The sequence below is a fragment of the Helicobacter suis genome (assembly GCF_902196135.1).
In the GTDB taxonomy this organism is placed as follows: domain Bacteria; phylum Campylobacterota; class Campylobacteria; order Campylobacterales; family Helicobacteraceae; genus Helicobacter; species Helicobacter suis_A.
In genome coordinates this window covers 14,639-37,462 of record NZ_CABIKE010000005.1, presented here as the reverse complement: position 1 = coordinate 37,462, position 22,824 = coordinate 14,639, and the positions used below count along the sequence as shown (strand labels likewise).

22 protein-coding genes and 3 pseudogenes are annotated in these 22,824 nt (G+C 41.9%); 14 read left to right on the top strand and 11 right to left on the bottom strand.

Features of this window, described 5'->3' with window-relative positions; genetic code table 11:
- Window positions 1-79: 79 nt before the first annotated feature.
- The 8 genes from G6Q06_RS04185 (at window position 80) to G6Q06_RS04150 (ending at window position 10,415) form a co-directional block, all read left to right on the top strand.
- The gene (locus G6Q06_RS04185) at window positions 80-1,255 is read left to right on the top strand and encodes a thiolase family protein (RefSeq protein ID WP_163565819.1); all 1,176 of its coding nucleotides are present in this window, start codon (window positions 80-82) and stop codon (window positions 1,253-1,255) included.
- A gap of 14 nt (window positions 1,256-1,269) precedes the next feature.
- Window positions 1,270-1,965, top strand: a complete 696-nt coding sequence (locus tag G6Q06_RS04180) for a CoA transferase subunit A (protein ID WP_163565818.1) — start codon at window positions 1,270-1,272, stop codon at window positions 1,963-1,965.
- A complete protein-coding gene (locus G6Q06_RS04175) occupies window positions 1,966-2,583 on the top strand; it encodes a 3-oxoacid CoA-transferase subunit B (RefSeq protein ID WP_163565817.1) in 618 nt (205 codons plus the stop codon).
- A 53-nt stretch (window positions 2,584-2,636) separates the two neighbouring features.
- Window positions 2,637-4,547, top strand: a complete 1,911-nt coding sequence (locus G6Q06_RS04170) for a hydantoinase/oxoprolinase family protein (protein WP_163565816.1) — start codon at window positions 2,637-2,639, stop codon at window positions 4,545-4,547.
- Window positions 4,548-4,556: 9 nt separating this feature from the next.
- Entirely contained in the window at window positions 4,557-4,976 is a 420-nt protein-coding gene (locus G6Q06_RS04165) for an acetone carboxylase subunit gamma (RefSeq protein ID WP_163533269.1), read from the top strand.
- A gap of 9 nt (window positions 4,977-4,985) precedes the next feature.
- Window positions 4,986-7,127 carry a hydantoinase/oxoprolinase family protein gene (locus G6Q06_RS04160; protein ID WP_163533268.1) on the top strand — a complete coding sequence of 714 codons (2,142 nt, stop codon included), beginning with the start codon at window positions 4,986-4,988 and terminating at the stop codon, window positions 7,125-7,127.
- Between the two features lie 9 nt (window positions 7,128-7,136).
- Window positions 7,137-9,503 (top strand): hydantoinase B/oxoprolinase family protein, encoded by a 2,367-nt coding sequence (locus tag G6Q06_RS04155; protein WP_163534326.1) that lies wholly within the window; start codon window positions 7,137-7,139, stop codon window positions 9,501-9,503.
- A 141-nt stretch (window positions 9,504-9,644) separates the two neighbouring features.
- Complete coding sequence (locus G6Q06_RS04150; protein WP_205435860.1) at window positions 9,645-10,415, top strand: hypothetical protein; 771 nt, start codon at window positions 9,645-9,647, stop codon at window positions 10,413-10,415.
- Between the two features lie 171 nt (window positions 10,416-10,586).
- Here the strand turns inward: G6Q06_RS04150 and G6Q06_RS08565 are convergent, their stop codons facing one another.
- The 3 genes and pseudogenes from G6Q06_RS08565 to G6Q06_RS04140 all read right to left on the bottom strand — a co-directional run bounded on the left by G6Q06_RS08565 (window position 10,587) and on the right by G6Q06_RS04140 (window position 11,469).
- Window positions 10,587-10,808, bottom strand: coding sequence for a hypothetical protein (locus G6Q06_RS08565; RefSeq protein ID WP_240329049.1), 222 nt, complete (start codon window positions 10,806-10,808; stop codon window positions 10,587-10,589).
- Between the two features lie 65 nt (window positions 10,809-10,873).
- Window positions 10,874-11,104, bottom strand: a pseudogene (locus G6Q06_RS08560) (FkbM family methyltransferase); the annotation flags it as partial.
- Window positions 11,002-11,469, bottom strand: coding sequence for a hypothetical protein (locus tag G6Q06_RS04140; protein WP_163565096.1), 468 nt, complete (start codon window positions 11,467-11,469; stop codon window positions 11,002-11,004). The pseudogene G6Q06_RS08560 and the gene G6Q06_RS04140, both read right to left, overlap by 103 nt.
- A 163-nt stretch (window positions 11,470-11,632) precedes the next feature.
- Between G6Q06_RS04140 and selD the strand changes: the two are divergent.
- Window positions 11,633-12,589: pseudogene (selD, locus tag G6Q06_RS04135) on the top strand (selenide, water dikinase SelD); the annotation flags it as partial.
- Here the strand turns inward: selD and G6Q06_RS04130 are convergent.
- The 4 genes from G6Q06_RS04130 to dnaG form a co-directional block, all read right to left on the bottom strand.
- On the bottom strand, window positions 12,586-12,948 hold the full coding sequence (locus tag G6Q06_RS04130; RefSeq protein WP_163499754.1) for a serine protease: 363 nt from the start codon (window positions 12,946-12,948) through the stop codon (window positions 12,586-12,588). The pseudogene selD and the gene G6Q06_RS04130 overlap by 4 nt on opposite strands.
- Before the next feature lie 103 nt (window positions 12,949-13,051).
- Window positions 13,052-13,912, bottom strand: a complete 861-nt coding sequence (locus G6Q06_RS04125) for a DUF5718 family protein (protein ID WP_163565815.1) — start codon at window positions 13,910-13,912, stop codon at window positions 13,052-13,054.
- A gap of 11 nt (window positions 13,913-13,923) precedes the next feature.
- Window positions 13,924-14,982 (bottom strand): argininosuccinate synthase domain-containing protein, encoded by a 1,059-nt coding sequence (locus G6Q06_RS04120; RefSeq protein WP_163565814.1) that lies wholly within the window; start codon window positions 14,980-14,982, stop codon window positions 13,924-13,926.
- Window positions 14,979-16,679 (bottom strand): DNA primase, encoded by a 1,701-nt coding sequence (gene dnaG / locus G6Q06_RS04115; protein WP_240329214.1) that lies wholly within the window; start codon window positions 16,677-16,679, stop codon window positions 14,979-14,981. Before dnaG ends, G6Q06_RS04120 begins: the two co-directional genes overlap by 4 nt.
- 178 nt (window positions 16,680-16,857) lie before the next feature.
- Here dnaG and groES point away from each other — a divergent pair, with 178 nt between their 5' ends.
- From groES to G6Q06_RS08555, 5 genes and pseudogenes are all read left to right on the top strand, one after another.
- On the top strand, window positions 16,858-17,193 hold the full coding sequence (gene groES / locus G6Q06_RS04110; RefSeq protein WP_163533263.1) for a co-chaperone GroES: 336 nt from the start codon (window positions 16,858-16,860) through the stop codon (window positions 17,191-17,193).
- Between the two features lie 59 nt (window positions 17,194-17,252).
- Window positions 17,253-18,902: a chaperonin GroEL gene (gene groL / locus G6Q06_RS04105; RefSeq protein WP_163533262.1), complete on the top strand. Its 1,650-nt coding sequence runs from the start codon at window positions 17,253-17,255 to the stop codon at window positions 18,900-18,902.
- A gap of 114 nt (window positions 18,903-19,016) precedes the next feature.
- Window positions 19,017-20,027 (top strand): NADPH dehydrogenase, encoded by a 1,011-nt coding sequence (locus tag G6Q06_RS04100; protein WP_240329051.1) that lies wholly within the window; start codon window positions 19,017-19,019, stop codon window positions 20,025-20,027.
- Between the two features lie 28 nt (window positions 20,028-20,055).
- Window positions 20,056-20,955 (top strand): DNA adenine methylase, encoded by a 900-nt coding sequence (locus G6Q06_RS04095; RefSeq protein ID WP_163565813.1) that lies wholly within the window; start codon window positions 20,056-20,058, stop codon window positions 20,953-20,955.
- A 4-nt stretch (window positions 20,956-20,959) separates the two neighbouring features.
- Window positions 20,960-21,097, top strand: a pseudogene (locus G6Q06_RS08555) (GIY-YIG nuclease family protein); the annotation flags it as partial.
- Here the strand turns inward: G6Q06_RS08555 and G6Q06_RS04090 are convergent.
- The 4 genes from G6Q06_RS04090 to G6Q06_RS08845 all read right to left on the bottom strand — a co-directional run bounded on the left by G6Q06_RS04090 (window position 21,070) and on the right by G6Q06_RS08845 (window position 22,813).
- Entirely contained in the window at window positions 21,070-21,354 is a 285-nt protein-coding gene (locus G6Q06_RS04090) for a hypothetical protein (protein WP_163533260.1), read from the bottom strand. The pseudogene G6Q06_RS08555 and the gene G6Q06_RS04090 sit on opposite strands and share 28 nt — an antisense overlap.
- A gap of 152 nt (window positions 21,355-21,506) precedes the next feature.
- Window positions 21,507-22,220, bottom strand: coding sequence for an RNA-guided endonuclease InsQ/TnpB family protein (locus G6Q06_RS08550; RefSeq protein WP_240329213.1), 714 nt, complete (start codon window positions 22,218-22,220; stop codon window positions 21,507-21,509).
- Complete coding sequence (locus tag G6Q06_RS08545) at window positions 22,204-22,695, bottom strand: Mobile element protein (protein ID WP_240329211.1); 492 nt, start codon at window positions 22,693-22,695, stop codon at window positions 22,204-22,206. Before G6Q06_RS08545 ends, G6Q06_RS08550 begins: the two co-directional genes overlap by 17 nt.
- A complete protein-coding gene (locus G6Q06_RS08845) occupies window positions 22,682-22,813 on the bottom strand; it encodes a hypothetical protein (protein WP_275896950.1) in 132 nt (43 codons plus the stop codon). The genes G6Q06_RS08545 and G6Q06_RS08845 overlap by 14 nt, the downstream gene beginning before the upstream one ends.
- Between the last annotated feature and the right edge of the window lie 11 nt (window positions 22,814-22,824).

Below are 22,824 nucleotides of genomic sequence, written 5' to 3'. Positions count from 1 at the left end.
AGTCTGTACTTTTCATCATTAACCAAATTTGTTACCTCTCTATACTATAATATTACACTTTGATTATAGAAAGGCAGACATGCAAGAGGTTTATGTCTATGGTGCCAAGCGTTCACCCATTGGATCACTAGGGGGCACTTTATCTAGCATCCCTGCCACCACTCTAGCAAGCTTAGTTTCCAAAGAAGCACTTAGTGCAAGCGGATTTGATGCGAATTTAGTAGATACTTGCATTGTAGGTAATGTCATTAGTGCCGGACTCAAACAAGCCCCAGCTAGACAGGTGGCTTTGCATGCTGGCTTGCCTAAATCTGTGGCGTGCATGTTGGTCAATGAGGTTTGTGGATCGGGTCTGCGATCGGTGATGCTAGGGGCTGATAGCATTACTCTAGGGCGATCACGGGTGGCTTTAGTGGGGGGAATGGAAAACATGAGTTTAGCCCCGCATTTGTTAATGGGTAGTAGGAGTGGGTTTAAAATGGGGGATACTAAATTAGAAGATAGCTTATTTAAAGATGGTTTGGTGGATGCCTATCAAGATGTCTTTATGGGTAATTTTGCTGAAGGCTGTGCTAAAAATCACCAGCTGAGCCGTGCAGAACAAGATGCCTTTGCTAAACAAAGCTATGAAAAAGCCCTTAAGGCCATAGAAAATAACGCCTTTGATGCGGAAATGGTGCCCATTTCTGTTAAAACTAAAAAAGCAGAGGTGCTAGTTAGTGTAGATGAGGAACCGGGTAGAGTAGACTTTGAGAAAGCCTTAAAACTCAAGCCAGCTTTTGAGAAAAAGGGGACAATCACTGCCTTTAATGCTAGTAAAATTAGCGATGGAGCGAGCATGCTCATATTAGCAAGCAAGGAGCTAGAAAAAGACACTTCTAGTAAGCCCCTAGCAAAGATTATAGACTACAATTCTTTTAGCCACGATCCCCATCTTTTCCCCGTTGCTCCAGCTCCAGCTATCAAAAATCTTTTAGAAAAAAATCATAAGAAACCTAGCGATATTGATTTGTATGAAATTAGCGAGGCTTTTGCTGTGGTAGGGATTTTGACCCAAAGAGAATTAGGCTTAAAAGATGAACAGGTTAATGTGCATGGTGGAGCAATTGCTTTAGGACATCCCATCGGAGCTAGTGGGGCGCGGCTACTCACCACTTTAGTACACGCATTGCACAAACATGACAAACACTTAGGTGTTGCCTGCTTGTGCATTGGTGGAGGCGAAGCAGTTGCCATGCTTATACAACGACTTTAAATCAAGGGAAGCGCATGAATAAGGTAGTGAGCAGTATTGAGGAGGCAATTGCCGGGGTAAAAGATGGCATGACGATTATGTTTGGAGGGTTTGGGCTGTGTGGCATTCCAGAAAATTCCATTCTAGCTTTGAGTCAAACAGGGATCAAGGACATTACATGCATTTCTAATAACGCGGGGGTAGATGATTTTGGATTAGGGTTACTCCTAAAAAACAAGCAGGTTAAAAAGATGATTGCTAGTTATGTGGGTGAGAATGCTATCTTTGAGCGGCAATTTTTAGACGGAGAAATGGAGGTAGAATTTAACCCACAGGGCACTTTAGCCGAGCGCATCCGTGCGGGTGGGGCTGGTATCCCGGGTTTTTATACGCCTACGGGAGTGGGAACTCTTGTTGCAGAGGGCAAGGAACATAAGGAGTTTGAGGGGCGTACCTACATCTTAGAAAGAGCACTCAAGGCAGACTTTGCTTTTATCAAGGCTAAAAAGGCAGATGTGTATGGGAATTTGATCTTTAATAAAACAGCGATGAATTTTAATCCTATGATGGCTAAGGCAGCTAAAATAACTGTTGTAGAAGTGGAAGAAGTGGTTGAGGTAGGAGAGCTTGATCCTAACTTTATCCATGTGTCTGGGGTGTATGTGGATCGCATTTTCAAGGGTAGTTTTGAAAAGCGCATTGAACAATTGACGCTTAAAAAGGGAGAATAAGTGGATCACAATAATATAGGCTGGAGCCGTGAGCAGATGGCACAAAAGGCAGTGGAGGATGTTAAGGATGGGTATTCTATCAATTTAGGCATTGGTATCCCCACTTTAGTCGCAGACTTCATTCCTAAAGAGATTAGCGTGATGTTGCAAAGTGAAAATGGGATGCTAGGCATGGGGCCTTTTCCTACAAGAGAGCAAGCCGATGCAGATTTGATCAATGCGGGTAAGCAGACCATTACAGAGAGTGTTGGGGCAAGCTATTTTAGCTCAGCAGAGAGTTTTGCGATGATTAGAGGGGGGCACATTGATTTAACCATTTTAGGGGCAATGGAGGTTTCTACTCAGGGGGATTTGGCTAGCTGGATGATACCGGGCAAATTGGTTAAGGGCATGGGAGGAGCAATGGATTTGGTTGCGAGTGCTAAAAAAGTGATTGTGATCATGCAACACACAGATAAAAAAGGCAATTTGAAGTTAGTCAAACAATGCACACTCCCTTTAACAGGTCCTAAATGCGTCTCAAAAGTTATCACCAATTTGGGAGTATTTGAAATTAAAAATGGGAAGTTTATCACTTTAGAATTGGCACAGGGCGTAGAAAATGTACCCTTGCCATAAGGAGGTATTAGCCAGATCATCGCATTTTAAAAATCTTAACACAAGGAGTTACATTGAAGTATTTAGTCAATTTAGATAATGGCGGAACGCTGACTGATATTTGCGTGGTGAGTGGTTCAGAAGTGCGCTTTACAAAAACTCTAACCACACCGGTGGATTTGTCAGAATGTTTTTTTAAAGGCATCACTAAGGCAAGTGAAGAAATTTATGGCGAAGGTGGGTTTACTAAGTTATTACACAGCACAGAACTCATCCGCTACTCTTCTACGCAAGGCACTAACGCTTTAGTGGAACGAAAAGGACCAAAACTAGGGCTAATTACAGATGATACACATCTCTCAGCCAATCTTACCAAAACCCCCCACCAACAAGATTTATTTGATAGTCTTGTAGGCACTCGTGTAGTGGTTTTACAACACATCCATGATTCTAATAAAATTGAAAGCGAGCTAGTGGCTGCGGTTAATACCCTTACAAATAAGGGAGCGGAACGCTTAGTGGTGGCTATTAAGGATAAAGACACAGAAAAAGCCTTTAAACATGTGTTTTTATTGCAGTTTCCTAGACATTTATTAGGATCTGTACCTGTGTTATTTTCTTGGGAATTTACCAACGATACCAGCCGCGTTAGGCGCATTTGGTCAGCCATTTTAAATAGCTTTTTACACCCAACTATGGAGCGCTTTTTATACTCTGCTGAGCACCGCCTCAAAGCCCACAAGGTTAAAAATCCCCTACTAATTTATCGCAATGACGGGGCCTCTTCACGGGTGGCTAAATCTGTGGCTTTGAAAACCTATTCTTCTGGCCCCAGGGGAGGCATTGAGGGTACAAAAGCCCTAGCTAAAGCCTATGGTTTTGAACATGTTTTAATGGTAGATGTAGGGGGCACTACTTCAGATGTAGGCGAGGTAGAAGCTCATAAAATTAAAACAGAGCGGCGCGGGTCTGTAGAAGGCATTCAAATTTCTTTTGAACTTAGCGATGTGAAATCCTTTGGTGTGGGTGGGGGTTCTATTCTACGCGTTAATGATAAGGGCGCTATCACAGTAGGGCCTGATAGCGTAGGAGCAGCCCCCGGACCTGCTTGTTTTGGTTTTGGGGGTACAGAGGCAACTATTACTGATGTCAATGTAGCCTTAGGTGTGATTGATCCAGATATTTATTTAAACGGACAACAAAGATTGGATAAAGAGCGTGCGGTTTCTACCATTACTGAAAAAATCGCTAAACCTTTGGGCATGAGTTTACAAAAGGCCTTATTTGCCCTAGAACAAGCCTATGCAGAACAGCTAGCGGCGTGCTTAAAAAAACATGTACAAAAAGACACCGTATTAGCTGCCTTTGGAGGTGGAGGGCCTATGAGTGCGTGTTTAGCGGCTAAAAAAGCGGGTATTAAACGCGTGATTGTGCCTAAACTGGCTGCGGTATTTTCTGCTTATGGGATTAGTTTTTCAGATGTAGCCCAAACTTTTGAGCGCGATATTACAGATTTGAGTAAATCTGAAGTTGAAAAGATTCAAGAACAAATGCGCGAACAGGCTAAAAGGCATATGTTTCAAGAGGGCTATGATTATAATGAGTGTAAGCATGAATGGAAAGTGGTGATAGAAAATGCTGATGGGTCTGAATGCCGCGTTTCTGATCTAAAAGATACAATCCAACTAGATAAAGATCAAAAACGCATTTTAGCCTACAATGTGCGCTATGAACTCTCACACCCTAGTTTGCGCGCTAGTTTGCCCAAACACACAACCCCAGCTAAGGTAGATCATAGCCGTGAGGTGCTTGAAGAGGGAGGGTTACGCTATAACCCTGTAGTGGTTTTAGTTGAACAAAAAACCGGGGCACATATGGAAGGCCCAGCAATTGTAGAAGGCCCTTTTTTCACCGCTAAAGTGCCTGAAGGGTGGAGTTTATTTGTAACCGATAATGGTGATTTAATTTTACAAGATCAAGCTTAAGGAGTAAACATGCGCGTTCCGATGACAGAATATTTAATGATCGATCTTAATACTGAGAGATGGCTGTGCCGTATTTGTGGGCATGACTTTGGTAATGCCAGAGACACCTACAAAAAAGGCACACTCATTTATGATAGAAATCCCCAAGAGATTCACCCGCCCATCTTAGACCCCAAACGCTACCAATACACCTTTTCACCCGATCCAAAGTTTTGCCGCATTTATGAATACTACTGCCCCACTTGTGGGACTCAAATTGAAACCGAATATGTCCCACCCAACTACCCCCCTACCATAGACATGTTATGGGACATTGATGATCTTAAAAGGCGTTGGAAAGAAATTGGCAAAGACCCAGAAACTTCTATACACTATGGTCCTGGTGAAAACGCACAAGCAGATCTACGCGCTAAATTTGACAAGAAGTAAGGAGTGCCTATGAAGAGAATTTCAGTAGACATCGGCGGGACATTCACAGATTGTTTCTTTGCATGGGATGGGAAGTACATTGAGTCTAAATCCCTAACCACCCACCACAATTTGTCTTTAGGCTTTAATGCAGCCCTAGATAATGCCTGCAAAATAGCCGGACTAAGCAGAGAACAGGTACTCAAAGAGGTAGATTCAGTGCGCTATGCCACCACTTTGGGCACAAATGCGCTGATTGAGGGCAAGGGACCTAGAGTGGGCGCGATTGTTACCCATGGCTTTGAGGACACCATCCATCTTTCTCGTGGTAAGGGCTATGGTGAGGGTTTAGATGTTACCGAACAAGGCAATATGCCAAACGCCCAACGCCCAGATCCCCTTGTGCCTAGACGCATGGTTCGCTCCGTTAAAGAGAGGGTGGATAGTGTGGGTGAAATTTTAGTGCCTTTGCAAAAAGAGGATGTGAGAAAACAGGTGCGCGATTTGGTGGATAATGGCGCGCAGGCTATTGTGGTTGCGCTCACTAATGCAACTGAAAACCCTAGCCATGAGCAGTTGGTGTTAGAAACCATTTTAGAGGAATACCCTGCCCACGAGTTGGGCGCAATTCCTGTGATTTTAAGCTCTCAGGTCTCTGGGCGCAAGGGCGAATATGTACGCGCCAACACCACAATCATTGATGCTTTTTTGTATGAAATCATGTTCCACGCACTTAGCCAGTTGAGCTCTAATTTAAGAGATAGCGGGTATGGCAGACCTATGCTAGTGATTCATAACAGCGGGGGGATGGCTCAAAGCAATTCTACTGATAGTTTGCAAACTATCCACTCTGGGCCTGTAAGTGGCGTGAGCGCCTCGCAACACCTTTCAGAAACCACAGACATCGGTAATGTGGTGTGCATGGATATGGGCGGCACTTCTTTTGACATCGGTATTTTGCCTAAGGGTGGGGTCAAGCACTATGACTTCCAACCAGTAATTTGTCGTTGGCTAGTAACTTTGCCCATGATTCATCTTAATACTCTAGGTGCGGGCGGGGGTTCTATTGCTACTTATGATCGCATCCACCAAGCTATTAAAATCGGACCAGAGAGCGCAGGCTCTGATCCAGGTCCGGCTTGTTATGATAGGGGCGGACTCAATCCTACCGTAACAGATGCAGATTTGCTACTAGGCTATTTAGATCCAGATAATTATGCGGCTGGAGTGATCAAGCTTAATCCTAAACGCTCCAAATTTGTCATTGAGGATAAACTATGCGATGCGCTGGATTTAGATGTGATTGAAGTGGCTAAGGTGATTAAGCGCTCTGTAGATGAACAAATGGCCATTGGGATTGAAATGGAGTTGCGCAAAAATGGGGGCAATGTAGATGAATTTACCATGGTCGCTTATGGGGGTAATGGACCCTTGCATGCCTGTGGAATTGCCTACCATGCAGGCATTAGTAAAATTTTATTCCCACCCTTTGCCTCTGTGTTCTCCGCTCTAGGGGCTGGCAACATGAAACCCTTACACATCCATGAGCGCAGTGGCTATATTGTGCTTTATGAGCCCATTGGGCGTAAACTCTTTGATGAATACGATCGCATAAATGAGTACATTGAAGAGCTAGAGAGACGGGGTAAGGAGGATTTGCGCCGTCAGGGTTATGACATCTCTAATGTAAAACACCGCTTGGAGATGGATATGCGCTATGGCAACCAGAGAGTAACTACTTCAGTTGTCTTAGATATCAATCGCATTAACAATGTGGGCGATGTCTTGCATGCTATCCGCACCTTCTCAGATGTCTATGCTAAACGCTATGGCAAGGGCGTGGAAGCACCAGAGGCCGGTGTGCGCGTACAAACCGTGCGTGTGGCAACTTTCATTGAAACTGATGTGGTGCATTTTAAAGAGCTTTATACAGATCATAAAAGGCATGTGCCCACCGCTAAAAGCTCGCGCAAAGTACACTTCGTAGATGAAAAAGAGCCCATTGAAACCCCTATCTATGATGAAAGTGTTTTGAGTGCAGAATATGTTATCCATGGGCCTGCTATCATCACCACAAAAAGCACCACCTATTTGATTGAAAAAAACTGGCGGGTTGAGCCCACTCCCCAAGGTGCTGCTTGGCTTTTAAAAGACGAAGTGAATTCTAAATAAGGAGAAAGTATGCCAAATAAAAAAACTCAAGGAAGCCATGTACAGGCCCACAAACACCCCAATGCCCATAGCCATCATGAGCACTCTCATAAAAAAGAATTGAGTGCTGAGGAGCAAGCGTGGGTAGATGATTTCATGAATGAAACCACGCTGTTTTTAGGCCCTGATCCAGAAATTATGCGCCACCATGCTATTGCCAAACGCACATCTTTAGAAGAACAAGTGCTTTCTAAGGGGAGTGATCCCCTGCTTTATGACCGCATCCGTAGGCGTTTGGGCGGATCACTAGATGAAGCCTTTGAAATGTGTGAGAGCATGGGTGCGGCCCCGGGGGCTAAGTGGGCGGATTTATCCGTGGCGGTTTATACAGCTAGTGGGGATGTGTGCTACATGTCTAATCGTGGCGTGATAGCTTTCTCAGCCGTACTACACCACCCCATCCGCTACATCATGAAATACTGGAAGGACGAACCCACCGTGGGTATCCATGAGGGTGATGGGTTTTTCCATAACGATGCGCGTTTTGGGTGTGTGCACAACACCGATCAATCCATGCTCACTCCTGTAATTAGAAATGGCGAGATCATCGCTTGGGTGGGTGCGACTATCCATGAGGGCGAAAATGGTGCGTGTGAGCCGGGTGGAATGCCCTCTGGCTCAGAAACCCCCTTTGATGATGGTTTGCGCGGTATTCCCATGAAAATTGTAGAGAGGGGTAAACTTAGAAGAGATCTTCTTACCTTTTTGCAACACTCCACACGCGATCCAAAGCTAATGTTGGCTGACATCAAGGTTAAAATGGGGGCGGTGCGCCGGGTGATGGACATTGTAGATCGCATGATTGATGAGTATGGCGTTGATGCCTTTGTAGGGGCGATTAGAATGACGGTGGAGGATGTGGAAAATGAAGTACGCCGCCGCATTGAGGCAATGCCAGATGGCATGGTTACTGTGCAACAATTTGTAGATTCTACACTCAAAGAAAATATCTTGATCAAATTTGCATGCAAGATCACAGTCAAGGGCGATCACATGACCGTGGATTTAAGAGGCTCTGGCAAAGAGATCATCAACCGCGCTATCAACTCGCCACTAGCCTCAACTAAAGCCTTTTTCTCTCAGGCTGTACTCTCTTACTGGTGGCCTGATTTGCCAAGGTGTACAGGGGCTTTTTCTCCTATTGAGGTGATCTCAGATGAGGGCACTTGGGGGGATTGCTCCTATGATGCACCCAATGGACAGAATTTACAAGCCTCCTTTAGAGCCTTTAGTGCCCTGCAAATCGCCTATGCTAAATTGCAATTTTCTATGTATACCAAATACGCCAATGTGATCGCGCCTTGGTTTAACCAAATCAATGACTTTTTATGGGGCGGAGAAACCCAGCATGGCGAACAGGTGGGGAATTTGTGTGCGGATTTAAATGGCATGGGTGGGGGCGCAAAGGCCTTTAGAGATGGGGAGGACGCGGTAGCCCCCTTGTTTTGTGCGATGGCAGATATTGGCGAACAGGAGGTAATGGAGGAGGAAGTGCCTTTTTTACAACTGGTGAGTAAAAGAGTGGTGCGCGACAACCAAGGCTTTGGTAAATTCCGTGGTGGAATGGGCTATGAGATGATCGTTGCGGCGCGCAATACGCCAGAATGGGGCTTTATGACGGTTACCTCTGGGGCAAAATTTTCTAGTGTGTGCGGGTTGTTTGGAGGCTATGGGTGTGCAACCTATCCTTTAGCTATGGTCAAGGGCATTAACATTTTTGAAATCGTTAAAAAAGACCCCGAACAATTTGATCTATCTATGGAGAGGGTGATGAATGAGCGCCCATTTGAAGGAGGCGTTTACACCACTTATCATATGGGCTTGCAGTTTGACAGGTCTCGAGAGGGTGAGCTTTATATGATTGCGCAGGGCTGTGGCGGGGGTTATGGCGATGTTTTAGAGAGAGACCCTGAGTTAGTCATGGAGGATTTACAGGTGGGTAGGATTTCTGAACATGTGGCCTCTGAGATTTATAAGGTGGTGTGGGATAAAGAAACCTTTGTGGTAGATGAGCATGCCACTAAACAAAAACGCGAGAATGAGAGAAAAGCGCGTTTAAAAAGGGGCTTGCCCTACGATGAATTTGTAAAAAAACATGTTAAAGATGAGCCGCCTAAGGATTTATACTACTATGGCTCTTGGGGAGAGGAAAATCCAGAAGAGCTCATGGCCACTGTTTGGGATCACCATGGACCAAAACGCGTCAAAGGCAAACTCAAAGATATTCCTCTAGTGGTGATGCCCAATCGCCATGTGGTCAAAATTGCCCAGCTAGAAAAAAGAGTAGAGGAATTAGAAATTAAGTATGAGGGTGGAATAAGACCTAAGTTAGTGTAATGGGGGAGTGAGGGGGGGGATTTCTTACCCTATTGTAAAACTCAAGCTATAAAGAATCACTTTAGAGCAAACCTTATAAGATATATATGTGTATAATCCCTACTTGATTATAATCACTATTAAAGAACTCAAAGGAAAATAATGAATTTTATTGAAGATGTACTCAAGCAGGGTAAAAATAAACTGGTAGTAGATGCTAGAAGTTATGCCCATAAAGTTTTAATGCAACACAAGCCCTACCCATGGCATGATGCTGTGCTTTATAGCAATTACATGAAACAGGTGGTCTCCCTGCTTAAAGCAGATGCTTTAGTTCTTCGTTTTGATAAGATGTTAGAGGAAGAACTCACAAATAATAAGGATTTAGTAGAAAAAATGGGCGAGAAAAAGCGTAGTGGCTATGCTCTTAAAATCTTTATGCAAGATGAGGGCTTAAGAGAAATCACAAGTTCTTTAATCAATACCGCTACAAATACGCTACACATGCATATTCTTACCCAACTCCCCAATCCTTTAGAGTTACTTAAGATGACGGCTAAGGCTGTGGGGGCAAGCGAAGAGTTTGAAAATGAAACCATAGAAAATGCCGCTGTATATTGTGCAGATTGGCTACGCTCCTATAAAGATTCTAAAGTAAGCGGGCTTGTATTTGATGAGCGCAGCCAGTCCTTGCCACCTGAAACTTATGCCCCTATTAGCAATGTTGCGACGAATTATGGTTGGAGTGTAGGTTTTAGGCATGAAAAGGAATTACAATTTGGGGATTTTGCTGTTCCGGTTTTAGATTCAGAGTTTTGGTGCAACAAGCAGGCCATAGTTCCTGATTTTAAACAGAGTTTTTTTACCGAGATTGATCAAGATGCTATCCCTGAAGTGGTTTTAGAAAAATTAAGTACGCTTCTTAAGGATTAATCACTGCCATTTGTCAGATAAATTACTTTGAAGGCTTTAAATAAAAAGGGCACTTCTTGTGTCGTTGTTGGTGTGTGTTGTATTACAAATAAAATAAGTTTGGTAATCCATTTTGACTGTAACTAGACTTTGATTTTGCTTGTTGCTTATACACCCTAATCTCTTTATAGTTTAGAGAAGATCGGGGTGTCTTTCGTAAAAATAGGGGTTAGACCAGTAGGTTTTTCTATACTCTTCAATATCAAAAAGACTCTCTTTGTGCAAGGCCAGTACATCGTAGTAGGGGATACATCTTTGCTTATATCTGGTGTAATCCATGAGAGTTGAAAGATTGGAAGTATCTTGAGTAGAAAGTACACAGAGCAAATGGCCATAATTATCAAAAATAACCAACTTGAGCCCAAATTAGAGAGAAAAGCAAAGATGCTTAAAGCCACTTCGGATTGATTAGCAAGATGGACATAATCCCACTCAAAGAAAAGTACAGGTTTATTATCTTTTAGAGTCTTATAAGCACCGCGTAGTATCTTAAAGTCAAAGCCATCGGTATCAATCTTAATAAAATTAGGAACAAAGCCACATTCTGCTAAGAGGCTATCAAGCGTGTGTTGTTGTGTTGTTGTGTTGTTGTGTTGCGATCGATGAGTTTGGCACTTCCATTTTCTAGGAGTTGCAACTGATAGTTTGATAAATCCCCCTCTCCTAAAAATCCAGCATAAACCAGAAAACTTTGATCTTCTTGACCCTCATAATTTTTAGTGTAGTACCTTTTGACTAAGCGGGGCGGATTGGCATCTGTATAAAGACGGCTTTTAACATTATGGCGTAAGTTGTTCTCAATTAAGGTAGCATACTCTAAAGCCCCCTCTACAAGCAAGTAAGAACCCCCTTTAATCAGAGAAAACACAGCCGAATCACCAATGTTAGCCCCCACATCTACGAGTTTGCCGTATTTATCACGGATATGGGTAACAATTCCTTCTAAAATGCGCTCATAAAAAGGGCATTCTCTTAGAATAATGAATAAAGGGTGAGTAAAAATTTTTCTTTCCATTTAGAAAGCGACACGATTTTCCTTTAATAAAATTTTCGTTTATTCTAACCGGATAAAGATTTGTATAAAATTAAGGCAAATGTGAGATAATGAGGATTCTTGAGGAGATAAAATGGAGGCATTGACTCAGTTTGTGCGTTGTGCGGGTTGAGCGGCTAAGGTAGGTCTGGCAGATCTCAAACAAATCACAGCCCCTCTTAAACAGCCCCGCGCTCCGGGTGTATTGTTAGATTTTAGCGATAATGATGATTGTGGCGCTTTGCAGGTTGGGGGATCTTTACTCGTGCAAAGTGTAGATGTGATCCCACCGGTGGTAGATGATCCGTACCTATATGGGCAAATAGCCACCGCCAACGCTTTAAGCGATGTGTTTGCTAAGGGTGCGCGCGCTTTAAGTGCGCTTAGTATTTTAGCTTGGGATCAAGAACGGGTGAGTAAAGAGAGTGTACAGGCAATTTTGCAGGGCTCTTTAGATAAATTAAATGAGTGTGGCTGTTCTCTTTTGGGGGGGCATAGTTTAAGCGATTTAGAGCAAAAATTTGGTTTGAGTGTTACGGGGGTGGTTTTAAAAGAGCTTTGGCGCAACAATACAGCAGAAATAGGCGATGTGCTGGTTTTAACTAAACCTCTAGGCAGTGGGATCATCACCACCGCTTTAAAAAGAAGGGTAATTGCTAACGCTTCTCATGCTCTTATTAGCATGGCAACTTTAAATGTTAAGGCGATGGAGATTTTGCAAAAATTTAGTGTACACGCTTGCACAGATGTAACCGGATTTGGATTACTTGGGCATGTAAGCCAAATGTTAAACCCCTCTATCTCTATAGAAATAGAAAGCGCCTCTATTTTACTTTTAGAAGGGGCGCTAGAATTAGCTAGGCAGGGGGTGTATCCGGGGGGCAGTGTAGCCAATCAAAAAGCTTTAAGCAATCAAGTTTTAAGCCACACCTCTTTACCCGAGATTCTTTTTTATGATGCCCAAACCTCTGGGGGGTTATTAGCCACTTTAAAAGAAAACGAGGCTAAAGAATGCGTACAAATTTTAAAAGATGAAGGGATAGAGGCGCAGATAATAGGGCAATGCGTGCCCAGAAAAAGCCCCCCCCTTATACTTTTTTAACTCCAATCTGAAGGGCTTTTACCTTCTTTGATTTTTTGGATTTTGGCTTCGTAACGGCGGATAGAAGTGAGGGTATTGTTATGGGTACGGCGAAATTTTTCAAAGGACTCACGGATAGATTGCATGCTAATTTTACAGCGCTTAGACACAAGTCTTAAACTCATGTAAACATCATTGAGGGGTTTATAAGCTTGGCAACGATTAACAAAAAATTGGTAGCGGGCTGAAATATCCTTACAGCCATAAAGCTGTTTCTTACTCTTTTTTAGATAAGTCGCATAAGTTGCTTCTTGTTGCAAATACTCAGCCTTCAGTTTGTTAAATTCCTGGTGCAAATCCAGATTCTTTTTTAGTTTCATGTTCATTCTCCATTATGTATATCTAGTCGCCATTTTACGCTAATTTCTCTTAATTATTTTTTAAATATAGAAGATTGTGTGCTTTCTTTATTTAAAAATAATACTAAATCGGTAGCCAATCGCCACTCTCTAGGGCGATCTTTTGTTGTATGATAGAAGTGTCTGCTAAAGGATTGGTGAGCAATTCATTAGAAGCAGTCATATCTAAGAGTTTTTCAATGCCGTAGCGACGGTGGTTATAAGCAATGATTGTGATCACATCATCTTGTTTTAAAAAGTTTTCTTGTCCAAAGGGCATATAAGGAGTAGCGCCAATGGCCACTAGCATTTTAGAAGGATAATTACAAGAGCCTAACACCTCTTTAAGATTTTCTAAACTTCCTACATCTTCTTGCGTATTAAGCATCTCTACAATCCAGTTTAAAAGTTTTTCATAAAAGTACTCGTATTTAGTGAGTTTGGAATTTTCGCCATACATATGGGTTTGCCCATCTCGTGTTAAAAAAGAGGCAATGGAGTAATCATTACACACCCCGCCATAAACAAAACGATCAATGGGTAATCTAGCCCCCACGCCTTTAGAAGCCCTAGAAAAATTCTTTTTAGCTGAAAGTCTAGTGGCTTTAAGATTGCGGATTGAGGCATCGTTAAAAGCCATGAAATAATGCGGGATAATTTTTTCCACCTCTTGCTCTTTATTATACACCACCTCACACTCTAGCGCGATTTCTGGCTCTGCTTGGGCATTTAGACTTAAATCATCTGGTAAAATCACCCATTCATTATCCAAACAATAACGCCCTAAATACCCCTTTGCATGCGGAATATAAAAGGGGAAAAGCCCTTTAGGCGCGTCTTTTTCTACATGTTTCATGCGGATATTTATAAAATTATCCGACTCGCCTGCTTGTTCTAAGTGTCCTGCAAAATTGCCCACCACCCCTAAACCAATAAAATCTTGCATCCATGCTCCTTTCAGTGTAAAAATAAATATTGTTGGGCTTTCTTGCGACTTAAGGGGGACACTTCAAAAGCCAGATCGCCTACTTGTACCTCATAAACCTGATTAGGTGTACTTTTGCCATAGCCAAGCACAATCTGAGCTGCTAAAATTTTTTCCTCTGTACTGGCACATTTTTCTACCAAACCAAGTGGCCCCTTGCAACTGCGTAGCTCTATTTTATCCATTAAGGGGTGTTGTGTGTCTAGTTTGCTATTTTCTATCTCATTTCTAGCCACAATCACCCGTGTATTGCCCACCACCATATAACGGCCTACCTTGACTAATACGCTATCTTGAACCACCATTTCTTGCTTAGTAGCTTGGCGGTGGGCTTGTAAATCTTTGAGTTTTTGACTCACGCTTAAATCGGTGAGCAAACACCCCCCGCCGGGTTTTTCATAATATTTTAAGCCTAGTTCTTTCACCCTCTCAAGCTGGTATACACGGCTACGCCCTTGTACATCTAATAGTTGGTTGCGATCCACCCACCCTTGTTTTTCCATAAAACTAGGTTCTAAGAGTTTAGCGCTCATGGGTCTTAAAAGCAGTTGATCTAAAAACTGGGGTTTATTTGTATCCTGACCACTGCGATCAAGCAATGCATCAAAACAGCTTTGTTCTCCAAAGGCGCGTACTAGCTTTTTAACTTGATCCATAGCTTCCCTGCGCTGACTCTTAGGTCTTTGCCCTAAAACCTCCCCACTGATCACAAAATCTGCTTTGAGTTCTAAAAGTTTATAAAAGGCCTGTTTAAACATGTTGGCATGGCAATCAATACAAGGGTTAAAATACTTCCCATAACCATATTTTGGGCTAAACAACACCTCGTTAAAAAACTGCTCGCGGATATCACAAAGCAACAATTCTACCCCAATTTGCTTAGTGGCATTTTGTAAATATTCTAATTTATCCTTATTGCCTCCAAAGCCAATATTAAAGTGTAAGGCAATCACTTCTATTCCCTGTGAGGCCACTAGGTGCATAGAGAGTAAACTATCCAATCCTCCGCTAAAAAGGGCTAATGCTTTCATATCTGAACTAACTCTCCTTTGTTGATCTGTTGTAATTTAGTCCGCCATTTTACTAGAATTTCTAGCCTTTCTTGCGGGTTAAGCTCTTTGTTGAGGTAATTAGTCTCTTCAATTCTTCTTTGACAATGGCGCTTGATAAATAAAAGAAGTTGGGCTTTAAAATCCTGCTCAAAGTTCTCAGAAAGGGTAGGTAGGCGATTATCTAACTTGATATTTAAAACTTGTGCACTTTCCTCCCCTAAGCAAAGGGTGTTAAATTCCTGCGCGCAGTGCTCAAAAGTTTCAGGGTGGATATAATTTTTGGCTTGCTTTAAAAGTTCTGGGTGTAAGGCCATGTATTTAATTAAAATCTCCTCAAGCGGATTTTTAATAAGCCGTTCTGCTGCTTGCATCCGGGGTAGGGAGTTTTTTTTCAAAGTAAAGGCATTTCTTGGGAGTTTTAAAAGAGAGGCTGCCATAGGCCTATATTCCTCCTGCAACACTTGAGGCAAGCCATGTAAAAAGGTTTGTACTTCTTTAAAAGCCTTTTGTTTTTGCAAGGCATCGCTTAAAAAATAGGGTTTTACAAGACCTTTTAGGACAAATTCAATAAAGGGGATAGGTTTATCCAAAAGCGCTTTAAGTTCTGCACTTTTACCTTGAGCAATCATGTCGGCTGGATCTAATGCATTGTTTAAAAGCACCACACCCCCTCTTTTAAGCTCCAAAGAGAGGATTTTACTCGCTCTTAAAGCCGCTAAATATCCCGCTTCATCGCCATCATAAAGCAAGATCACGGACGGATCACCCCGATTTAAAATAGGAATATGTGTTTCTGTTAAAGCCGTTCCTAAAGTAGCTACAGCTGTTTTAAAGCCAGCCTGCTGGAGTAAGATCACATCTAAATAGCCCTCTGTAAGGATAATTTGCTTGGTTTTAAAAATAGCCTCGCGGGCTTGGAAGTAACCATAAAGTAGTTTAGATTTATTAAACAGCACGGTTTGGGGGGAATTAATGTACTTAGCTGTGCCGGGATTATCTTGTAAAATCCGCCCGCCAAAGCCCACCATTTTACCATTAGGGTTATGGATAGGAAACATAAGCCGTTTACCAAAACGGACAAAGTAACTACCATTCTCTTCGCCTAATACTCCAAAGTTAAGTAGCGCCTGATAATCTAGCTTTTCTTGGTTTATAAAATCTAAAACACTTTGGGGAGTACAAAACCCTAAATTAAAAGTCTTGATAGACTCCTCTTTAAGCCCTCTTTGTTTTAAATAATCCAAAACCAAAGGGTGTTTTTTAAGTTGAATCTGGTAACACTGGGCGATTTTTTCTAATAAATCTGTGGAGGGCAGGGTTTGTTTTTGCTCTGTAGTGTATTCTAAGGGCAAATTAAACATGTGGGCTAGCTTTTGCACCGCGCTTATAAAATCTAACTTTTCATATTCCATCACAAAGGTGATGGCATTACCCGCCTTAGAGCAACCATAACACCTAAAGGAATTGCGGGAGGGGTTGATCATAAAACTAGGGGTTTTTTCATCATGGAAAGGGCAGATAGCCCGGTAATTGCTACCCACTTTTTTTAAATCAATGTAACTTTGCACAACCTCTACAATGTCTGCTACTTGTTTGAGTTGTTCTAAAGACTCCTGGCTGATCATAATTTGGAATGTAGCACATAAAACTTTGATTTTAACTAATGGATTAAACAAAGTGGCTGTTATCAAAAAATTTATATTGAGTGTAATATAAATCTTTAGTCTATACGGCTAAGATATATTTATAAAAATATTTTAGTTTGAGTAAAAGTCTTGACTTTTTGGCAATATTTAGCTAAAATCGTGGCACTTAAATTTTTTAAGTGCTAATTTTTGCAAAAAAGGAGTTTCCATGTTTAAGCCACTTGGCGAAAGAGTGCTAGTTGAAAGACTAGAGGAAGAAAAGAAAACACCCTCTGGCATTATCATTCCAGATAACGCCAAAGAAAAACCCCAAATGGGTGTAGTGAAGGCTGTCAGCCACAAAGTTAGCGAGGAACATAAATACCTCAAAGAGGGCGATGTAGTGGCCTTTGGCAAATACAAAGGTAGCGAGATTGTTTTAGGCGATAAAGAATTTATCGTTTTGGATTTAGAAGATGTTTTAGGCATAGTAGATTCACATCACAACGGACATGGAGAACACAAGGGCAATAAGCACGAGAGCCATAGCCACCACAACCATTAGTTTTTTCTACGCACCTTAAAAAAGGTGTTATCACATTAAAATTTTAAAAAGGACAAACCATGGCAACTAAAGAGATCAAGTTTTCAGACAGTGCGCGCAGTAAACTTTTTGAAGGCGTAAAGCAACTCAACGACGCGGTGAAAGTTACAATGGGCCCCCGCGGGCGCAATGTGCTCATTCAAAAAAGCTATGGCGCGCCTAGCATTACCAAAGACGGTGTGAGCGTGGCTAAAGAAATTGAGCTATCCTGCCCTGTGGCTAATATGGGCGCACAACTGGTTAAGGAAGTGGCTAGTAAAACCGCCGATGCTGCTGGAGATGGCACTACAACTGCTACCGTGCTAGCTTACAGCATTTTTAAAGAAGGTCTGCGCAACATTACAGCGGGGGCTAATCCTATTGAAGTTAAACGAGGCATGGATAAAGCCAGCGAGGCTATTATTGCTGAACTTAAAAAGGCTAGTAAAAAAGTAGGCGGGAAAGAGGAAATCACCCAAGTAGCCACTATTTCGGCTAACTCTGATGAAAAAATTGGCAAGCTCATTGCCGATGCGATGGAAAAAGTGGGCAAAGACGGCGTGATCACCGTAGAGGAAGCCAAAGGAATTGAAGATGAATTAGATGTGGTAGAGGGCATGCAATTTGATCGTGGCTATCTCTCCCCTTATTTTGTAACCAATGCTGAAAAGATGACCACCCAACTAGAAAACGCCTACATTCTTTTAACCGATAAGAAAATTTCTAGCATGAAAGATATTTTGCCTCTATTAGAGCGCACTATGAAGGAGGGCAAACCTCTTTTAATTATCGCTGAAGACATTGAGGGCGAGGCGCTTACAACTTTGGTTGTGAATAAACTTAGAGGTGTGCTCAATGTAGCCGCTGTTAAAGCCCCCGGATTTGGCGATCGCAGAAAAGAAATGCTTAAAGACATTGCTATTTTAACCGGCGGAGAAGTTATTTCTGAGGAACTGGGCAAAACCTTAGAAAATGCCAGCGTAGAGGATTTAGGTGTGGCGGCACGGATTGTTATTGATAAAGATAACACCACGATCGTAGATGGCAAAGGTAAAGCCCATGCGGTTAAAGATCGCATTGCTCAAATTAGGACTCAAATTGAGGCTACCACTAGCGACTATGATCGCGAAAAACTCCAAGAAAGGCTAGCCAAACTTAGCGGAGGCGTGGCTGTGATTAAAGTGGGCGCGGCTTCTGAAGTAGAAATGAAAGAGAAAAAAGATCGCGTAGATGATGCGCTTTCTGCAACTAAAGCTGCTGTTGAAGAAGGCATTGTTATTGGCGGGGGTGCGGCTTTAATCCGTGCAGCCCAAAAAGTGCATTTAGAATTACAAGAAGATGAAAAAGTAGGCTATGAAATCATTAAACGCGCCATTAAAGCCCCTTTAGCCCAAATTGCAGCCAATGCCGGTTATGATCGCGGGGTGGTGGTCAATGAAGTAGAAAAACATAAAGAAGCGCATTTTGGTTTTAATGCAAGCAATGGCGAATATGTGGACATGTTTAAAGCCGGCATTATTGATCCGCTTAAAGTAGCCCGCATTGCTTTACAAAATGCGGTTTCTGTTTCTAGTTTGCTTCTTACAACTGAGGCCACTGTGCATGAAGTTAAAGAAGAAAAACCCGCTACTCCGGCTGTACCTGATATGGGCGGCATGGGTGGTATGGGAGGTATGGGTGGCATGATGTAGCCCCTATGAGGGGGAAGGAGGGGGTCTTATTTAGTAAATGTACCTTTCGTGAGCTATTATTTTTTCATAAACGATTAAGTTATGCTCTTATAACCCATAAAGAAAGGAACTTTAATGACAAAAATAAAATTATTTAGTCCCTGGAAAATTAAAGATTTAGAATTAAAAAACCGTGTGGTGATGCCCCCGATGGTACAATACATCGCTCAAGATGGTTATGTGAATGAGTGGCATACCCAGCATTATATTAGCCGTGCTATCGGGCAAGTGGGCTTAATTATTGTAGAGGCATCCGCAATCAACGCCTCTGCTAGAATTTCTGAGGGTGATTTAGGGATTTATGAAGAAGGGCATATCAAAGGTCTAACCCACATTGTAGAAAAATGCCATCAATACGGCTCTAAAATAGCCATACAACTTGCCCATGCGGGTAGAAAAGTTGAGCTTAAAAACACAACCCTTTTAGCCCCCTCAGCCTTGCGTTTTAATGATCATTATGCCATGCCTAAAGAGATGGACAAAGAAGACATCAGGGCTGTTATTGCAGATTTTAAAAAAGCAGCCCTAAGAGCCAAACAAGCAGGTTTTGATGCCATAGAAGTACACGGCGCGCATGGCTATCTCATTAGCAGTTTTCTCTCCCCTCTTAGCAACCAGCGCACCGATGCTTATGGCAGAAACCGCGCGCTTTTTCTACAAGAAGTTTTAGAGGCTATTGGCAGCGCAGTTGATCTACCCCTTTTACTACGCGTTTCAGCTAGAGATTATCATAAAGATGGCAATACACCCGAGAAAATAGCCACACTTCTTACGCCCCTTGATCATCTCTACGATGCTTTAGATGTGAGCAGTGGGGGGGTGGTAGAAGCGCCTATTAAAGTGTATCCGGGTTATCAGATCGCAGCAGCAGAATTTCTTAAAGAAGCGCTAGGCAAACCCACAATCGGGGGTGGTTTGCTTGAAGAACCTAAAATGGTACAAAGAATTATTGGAAGCCAAACCACTGATGCGATCTATCTTGCCCGTGCGCTTTTAAAAAACCCGTTTTGGTGCTTCAATGCAGCTTTGCAATTAGGACAAGAGATAGATATTCCTAAACCTTACGAGCGTATCAAGTATTTATAATTTTTATATGGGGGGTGTTTTTTAATCCATGCAAAAGAGCGCATTTTTAAGAAGTCTTTATTCAGAAAAACTACGCTACAAACGCTACAGTAAAAGCCCTTTGCGCTATGGTGGGGGTAAATCTTTAGCCGTTGGGTTAATCTTAGAACACATGCCAGATGTCAAAAGAGTAATTAGCCCTTTTATGGGTGGGGGCAGTGTAGAAATTGCCTGTGCAATGGAGCTTGGCTTAGAGGTATTGGCTTTTGATATTTTTGATATTTTAATTAATTTCTGGCAAGTGCTTTTAAAAGACAAAGAGCGTCTTTATAAGGCTTTGCTTGCCCTAGAACCTTCCTTAGAAGTCTATAACACCATTAAAGCCGAATTAAAAGCACACTACAAACAAGAATGCGTACTAGACCCTCTTACTCTAGCTAGAGATTACTATTTTAATTTTAACTTAAGTTATGGACCCGGGTTTTTAGGCTGGATGAGTAAGATTTATACGGATAAAAAACGCTATGAAAACGCATTACTCAAACTTAAAAATTTCCATGCCCCCTCTTTACGCGTGGCATGTGCAGACTTTGCTAGTGTCTTATTAGCCTATCCTACAGACTTTGCTTATTTAGACCCGCCTTATTTTTTAGAAGGGGATTCAAAGATGTTTAAAGGAATTTATCCGATGCGTAATTTCCCCATCCACCATAATGGTTTTGCGCATGAAAAACTAGCACAACTGCTTAAAGAGCGCCCGGGGCCTTTTATTTTGAGTTATAACGATTGTTCCTTTGTACGCGAGGCGTATAAAGATTTTAAAATTATAGAACTTTCTTGGCAATACACTATGGGACAAGGAGAAACAAGAATGGGTAAAAACCGCCTTGAAAGGGGCGATATAGGGCATGTTAAAAAATCCCATGAACTTTTAATTATCAAGGAATAAAAACATGCGTATTTCAGAGGTAAAGATGGCTTTTAAAATCGCTGATGTGGAACTTGTATCTAATAGCAAAAAACTTAACTTCCATTATCTAAAAAAACTCAGCGATGAAAATAATCACTCCCTACCCCAAAGTATTTTAACCTTGTTAGCATAGCTATATCTAGTAAAAACTTTTTGCGGATTTTGATAAACTCCGGATTTGCTGCTTTTCCACATACGCTTTTTCTTGTTTGGATCACTCCCTTTTTTCCCATGTTTTTTCCTTTGTTGCATGAAATAATATTTGAGTATGCGCTCTACGATCACCGCGCGGCTTTGGCACTCAATGTAGGCAATAAAATCTAAGAGCTCTAACAACCCTTGCTCAATAAAAAGGCTCCCGGAGTGTTCTTTAGACATGCCGGCTACGTTGCGCGCTCTTAGCAGCCTCATTAGCAATAGCGCTTTTGGCTAGATTGCGCATAACAAGTTCCACATTGTTATGTCCAAAAAACCATATAATCCATTTAAGGATATTTAAGTTATTTTTCGTAAATTTTCCCATCGTGTTACTAGAACGCCAACGAGATTTTTACAGGAGTGAACACTACTCCGCTATCCCTTAGGGTTTGCACCGCCTCAGGGAATACTTTTCTAAGAATACCAATAGCCCCGTTAACATCAGCATTTAAGGTTTTTCCAGTGCTAGATCTAAACAAGCCTCGTCTAACCCGTTTACCTAGATATTGCTCGTGGTGTTGCATAGTCTCGTTAGCAAAATGATCGCACTTGCTCGTCCAACTTTCTTCCGTAATAATGAGCTTAATGCCAGCAAGTTCGCATTTGTAGCATAGCTTATCTAGGAAAGATTGATAAGGGATATAAGCAAAGTTTTGATTATTTCTTTTAGATAGACCTATCTTTTGCTTCCAGCCTTCATTCTCACCTATTACAATGGTAGAGATAGAGTTTTTCAAACAATGCCCCACCACATAAGTGCTCGCTTTATGCATAAAGTCATTTAGCTTACAATCCCGCCAAAGAGTTAAAGCACCTAGTCTTTTAGTCCAAAGAGAATTGTTAGATTGCTTAGCTTTAGCTGCATAATAGGCTTTAAGTTTATTAAACCACTGGTTGATAGATTTAACACCTCCGCCCTTGATAATAAAGGGGCTAGCTTGATTATCTATTGCAGTTACGAAGTTATTAACACCTAGATCAATGCCCACAATACCATCGCCTTGAACTTGTGGTTTGTTTGTGGGTTGCTCATAAACAACTTCCACGATTTAGCCTAGAAGTCTCTTTAACCTTAGTGATAAGCCGTTTAAGATTAGCTCTTGCAGGGAATTTAATTTTAGTGATCCGTCCTTTCGTGAGTGAGATTTGTTGGTTTGTAAAAACACCGATAGAAACGCCCTTTTTAGGCTTAAACTTAGGGATTTTAGGTTTAGAAAAGAATTTAGAATGTTTAGCTTTATAAGCTTTGATCGCTTTTAAATAAGACTTCCAGTTTTGAGATAAAAGCAGTACTACCTGCTGGGCACTCTGGGCTGGCATTGCTCTATAATCTCTCTGGTCTTCTTTAACAAAGCGATTAATAAGATCATAAGGGGTAGGGAGCTTAAATCCTGCTAAGTAATGCTCTCTTAGAATAAAATTAGCGTAGTTGTAGAGATTTTTAGACAGATGACAGAAATTCTTAATACTAGCAAAGCAAGGGTGATTAGACTTAATAATATGGCGTTCAGTTAAAGTCATCTGCTTCACCATTAAGCGCATTAATAAGATCAGGATTAGCCTTACTCTCTATTAAGAGCTTCTTAGCAATCCTTCTCTTAGAAACCATTTTCATAGAAAAGGAATGGATTGTTTGCATGATGTCCTCAA

What these genes read in the sequence shown, in the direction of transcription:
- G6Q06_RS04150 (WP_205435860.1), top strand. Translation starts at nt 9,645, where the DNA reads ATGAATTTTATTGAAGATGTACTCAAGCAGGGTAAAAATAAACTGGTA.
- G6Q06_RS04180 (WP_163565818.1), top strand. Translation starts at nt 1,270, where the DNA reads ATGAATAAGGTAGTGAGCAGTATTGAGGAGGCAATTGCCGGGGTAAAA.
- G6Q06_RS04155 (WP_163534326.1), top strand. Translation starts at nt 7,137, where the DNA reads ATGCCAAATAAAAAAACTCAAGGAAGCCATGTACAGGCCCACAAACAC.
- groES (WP_163533263.1), top strand. Translation starts at nt 16,858, where the DNA reads ATGTTTAAGCCACTTGGCGAAAGAGTGCTAGTTGAAAGACTAGAGGAA.
- G6Q06_RS04160 (WP_163533268.1), top strand. Translation starts at nt 4,986, where the DNA reads ATGAAGAGAATTTCAGTAGACATCGGCGGGACATTCACAGATTGTTTC.
- G6Q06_RS04100 (WP_240329051.1), top strand. Translation starts at nt 19,017, where the DNA reads ATGACAAAAATAAAATTATTTAGTCCCTGGAAAATTAAAGATTTAGAA.
- G6Q06_RS08845 (WP_275896950.1), bottom strand. Translation starts at nt 22,813, where the DNA reads ATGCAAACAATCCATTCCTTTTCTATGAAAATGGTTTCTAAGAGAAGG.
- G6Q06_RS04090 (WP_163533260.1), bottom strand. Translation starts at nt 21,354, where the DNA reads ATGTCTAAAGAACACTCCGGGAGCCTTTTTATTGAGCAAGGGTTGTTA.
- G6Q06_RS04125 (WP_163565815.1), bottom strand. Translation starts at nt 13,912, where the DNA reads ATGCAAGATTTTATTGGTTTAGGGGTGGTGGGCAATTTTGCAGGACAC.
- G6Q06_RS04120 (WP_163565814.1), bottom strand. Translation starts at nt 14,982, where the DNA reads ATGAAAGCATTAGCCCTTTTTAGCGGAGGATTGGATAGTTTACTCTCT.
- G6Q06_RS04165 (WP_163533269.1), top strand. Translation starts at nt 4,557, where the DNA reads ATGCGCGTTCCGATGACAGAATATTTAATGATCGATCTTAATACTGAG.
- groL (WP_163533262.1), top strand. Translation starts at nt 17,253, where the DNA reads ATGGCAACTAAAGAGATCAAGTTTTCAGACAGTGCGCGCAGTAAACTT.
- G6Q06_RS04095 (WP_163565813.1), top strand. Translation starts at nt 20,056, where the DNA reads ATGCAAAAGAGCGCATTTTTAAGAAGTCTTTATTCAGAAAAACTACGC.
- G6Q06_RS04130 (WP_163499754.1), bottom strand. Translation starts at nt 12,948, where the DNA reads ATGAAACTAAAAAAGAATCTGGATTTGCACCAGGAATTTAACAAACTG.
- G6Q06_RS04140 (WP_163565096.1), bottom strand. Translation starts at nt 11,469, where the DNA reads ATGGAAAGAAAAATTTTTACTCACCCTTTATTCATTATTCTAAGAGAA.
- G6Q06_RS08545 (WP_240329211.1), bottom strand. Translation starts at nt 22,695, where the DNA reads ATGACTTTAACTGAACGCCATATTATTAAGTCTAATCACCCTTGCTTT.
- G6Q06_RS04185 (WP_163565819.1), top strand. Translation starts at nt 80, where the DNA reads ATGCAAGAGGTTTATGTCTATGGTGCCAAGCGTTCACCCATTGGATCA.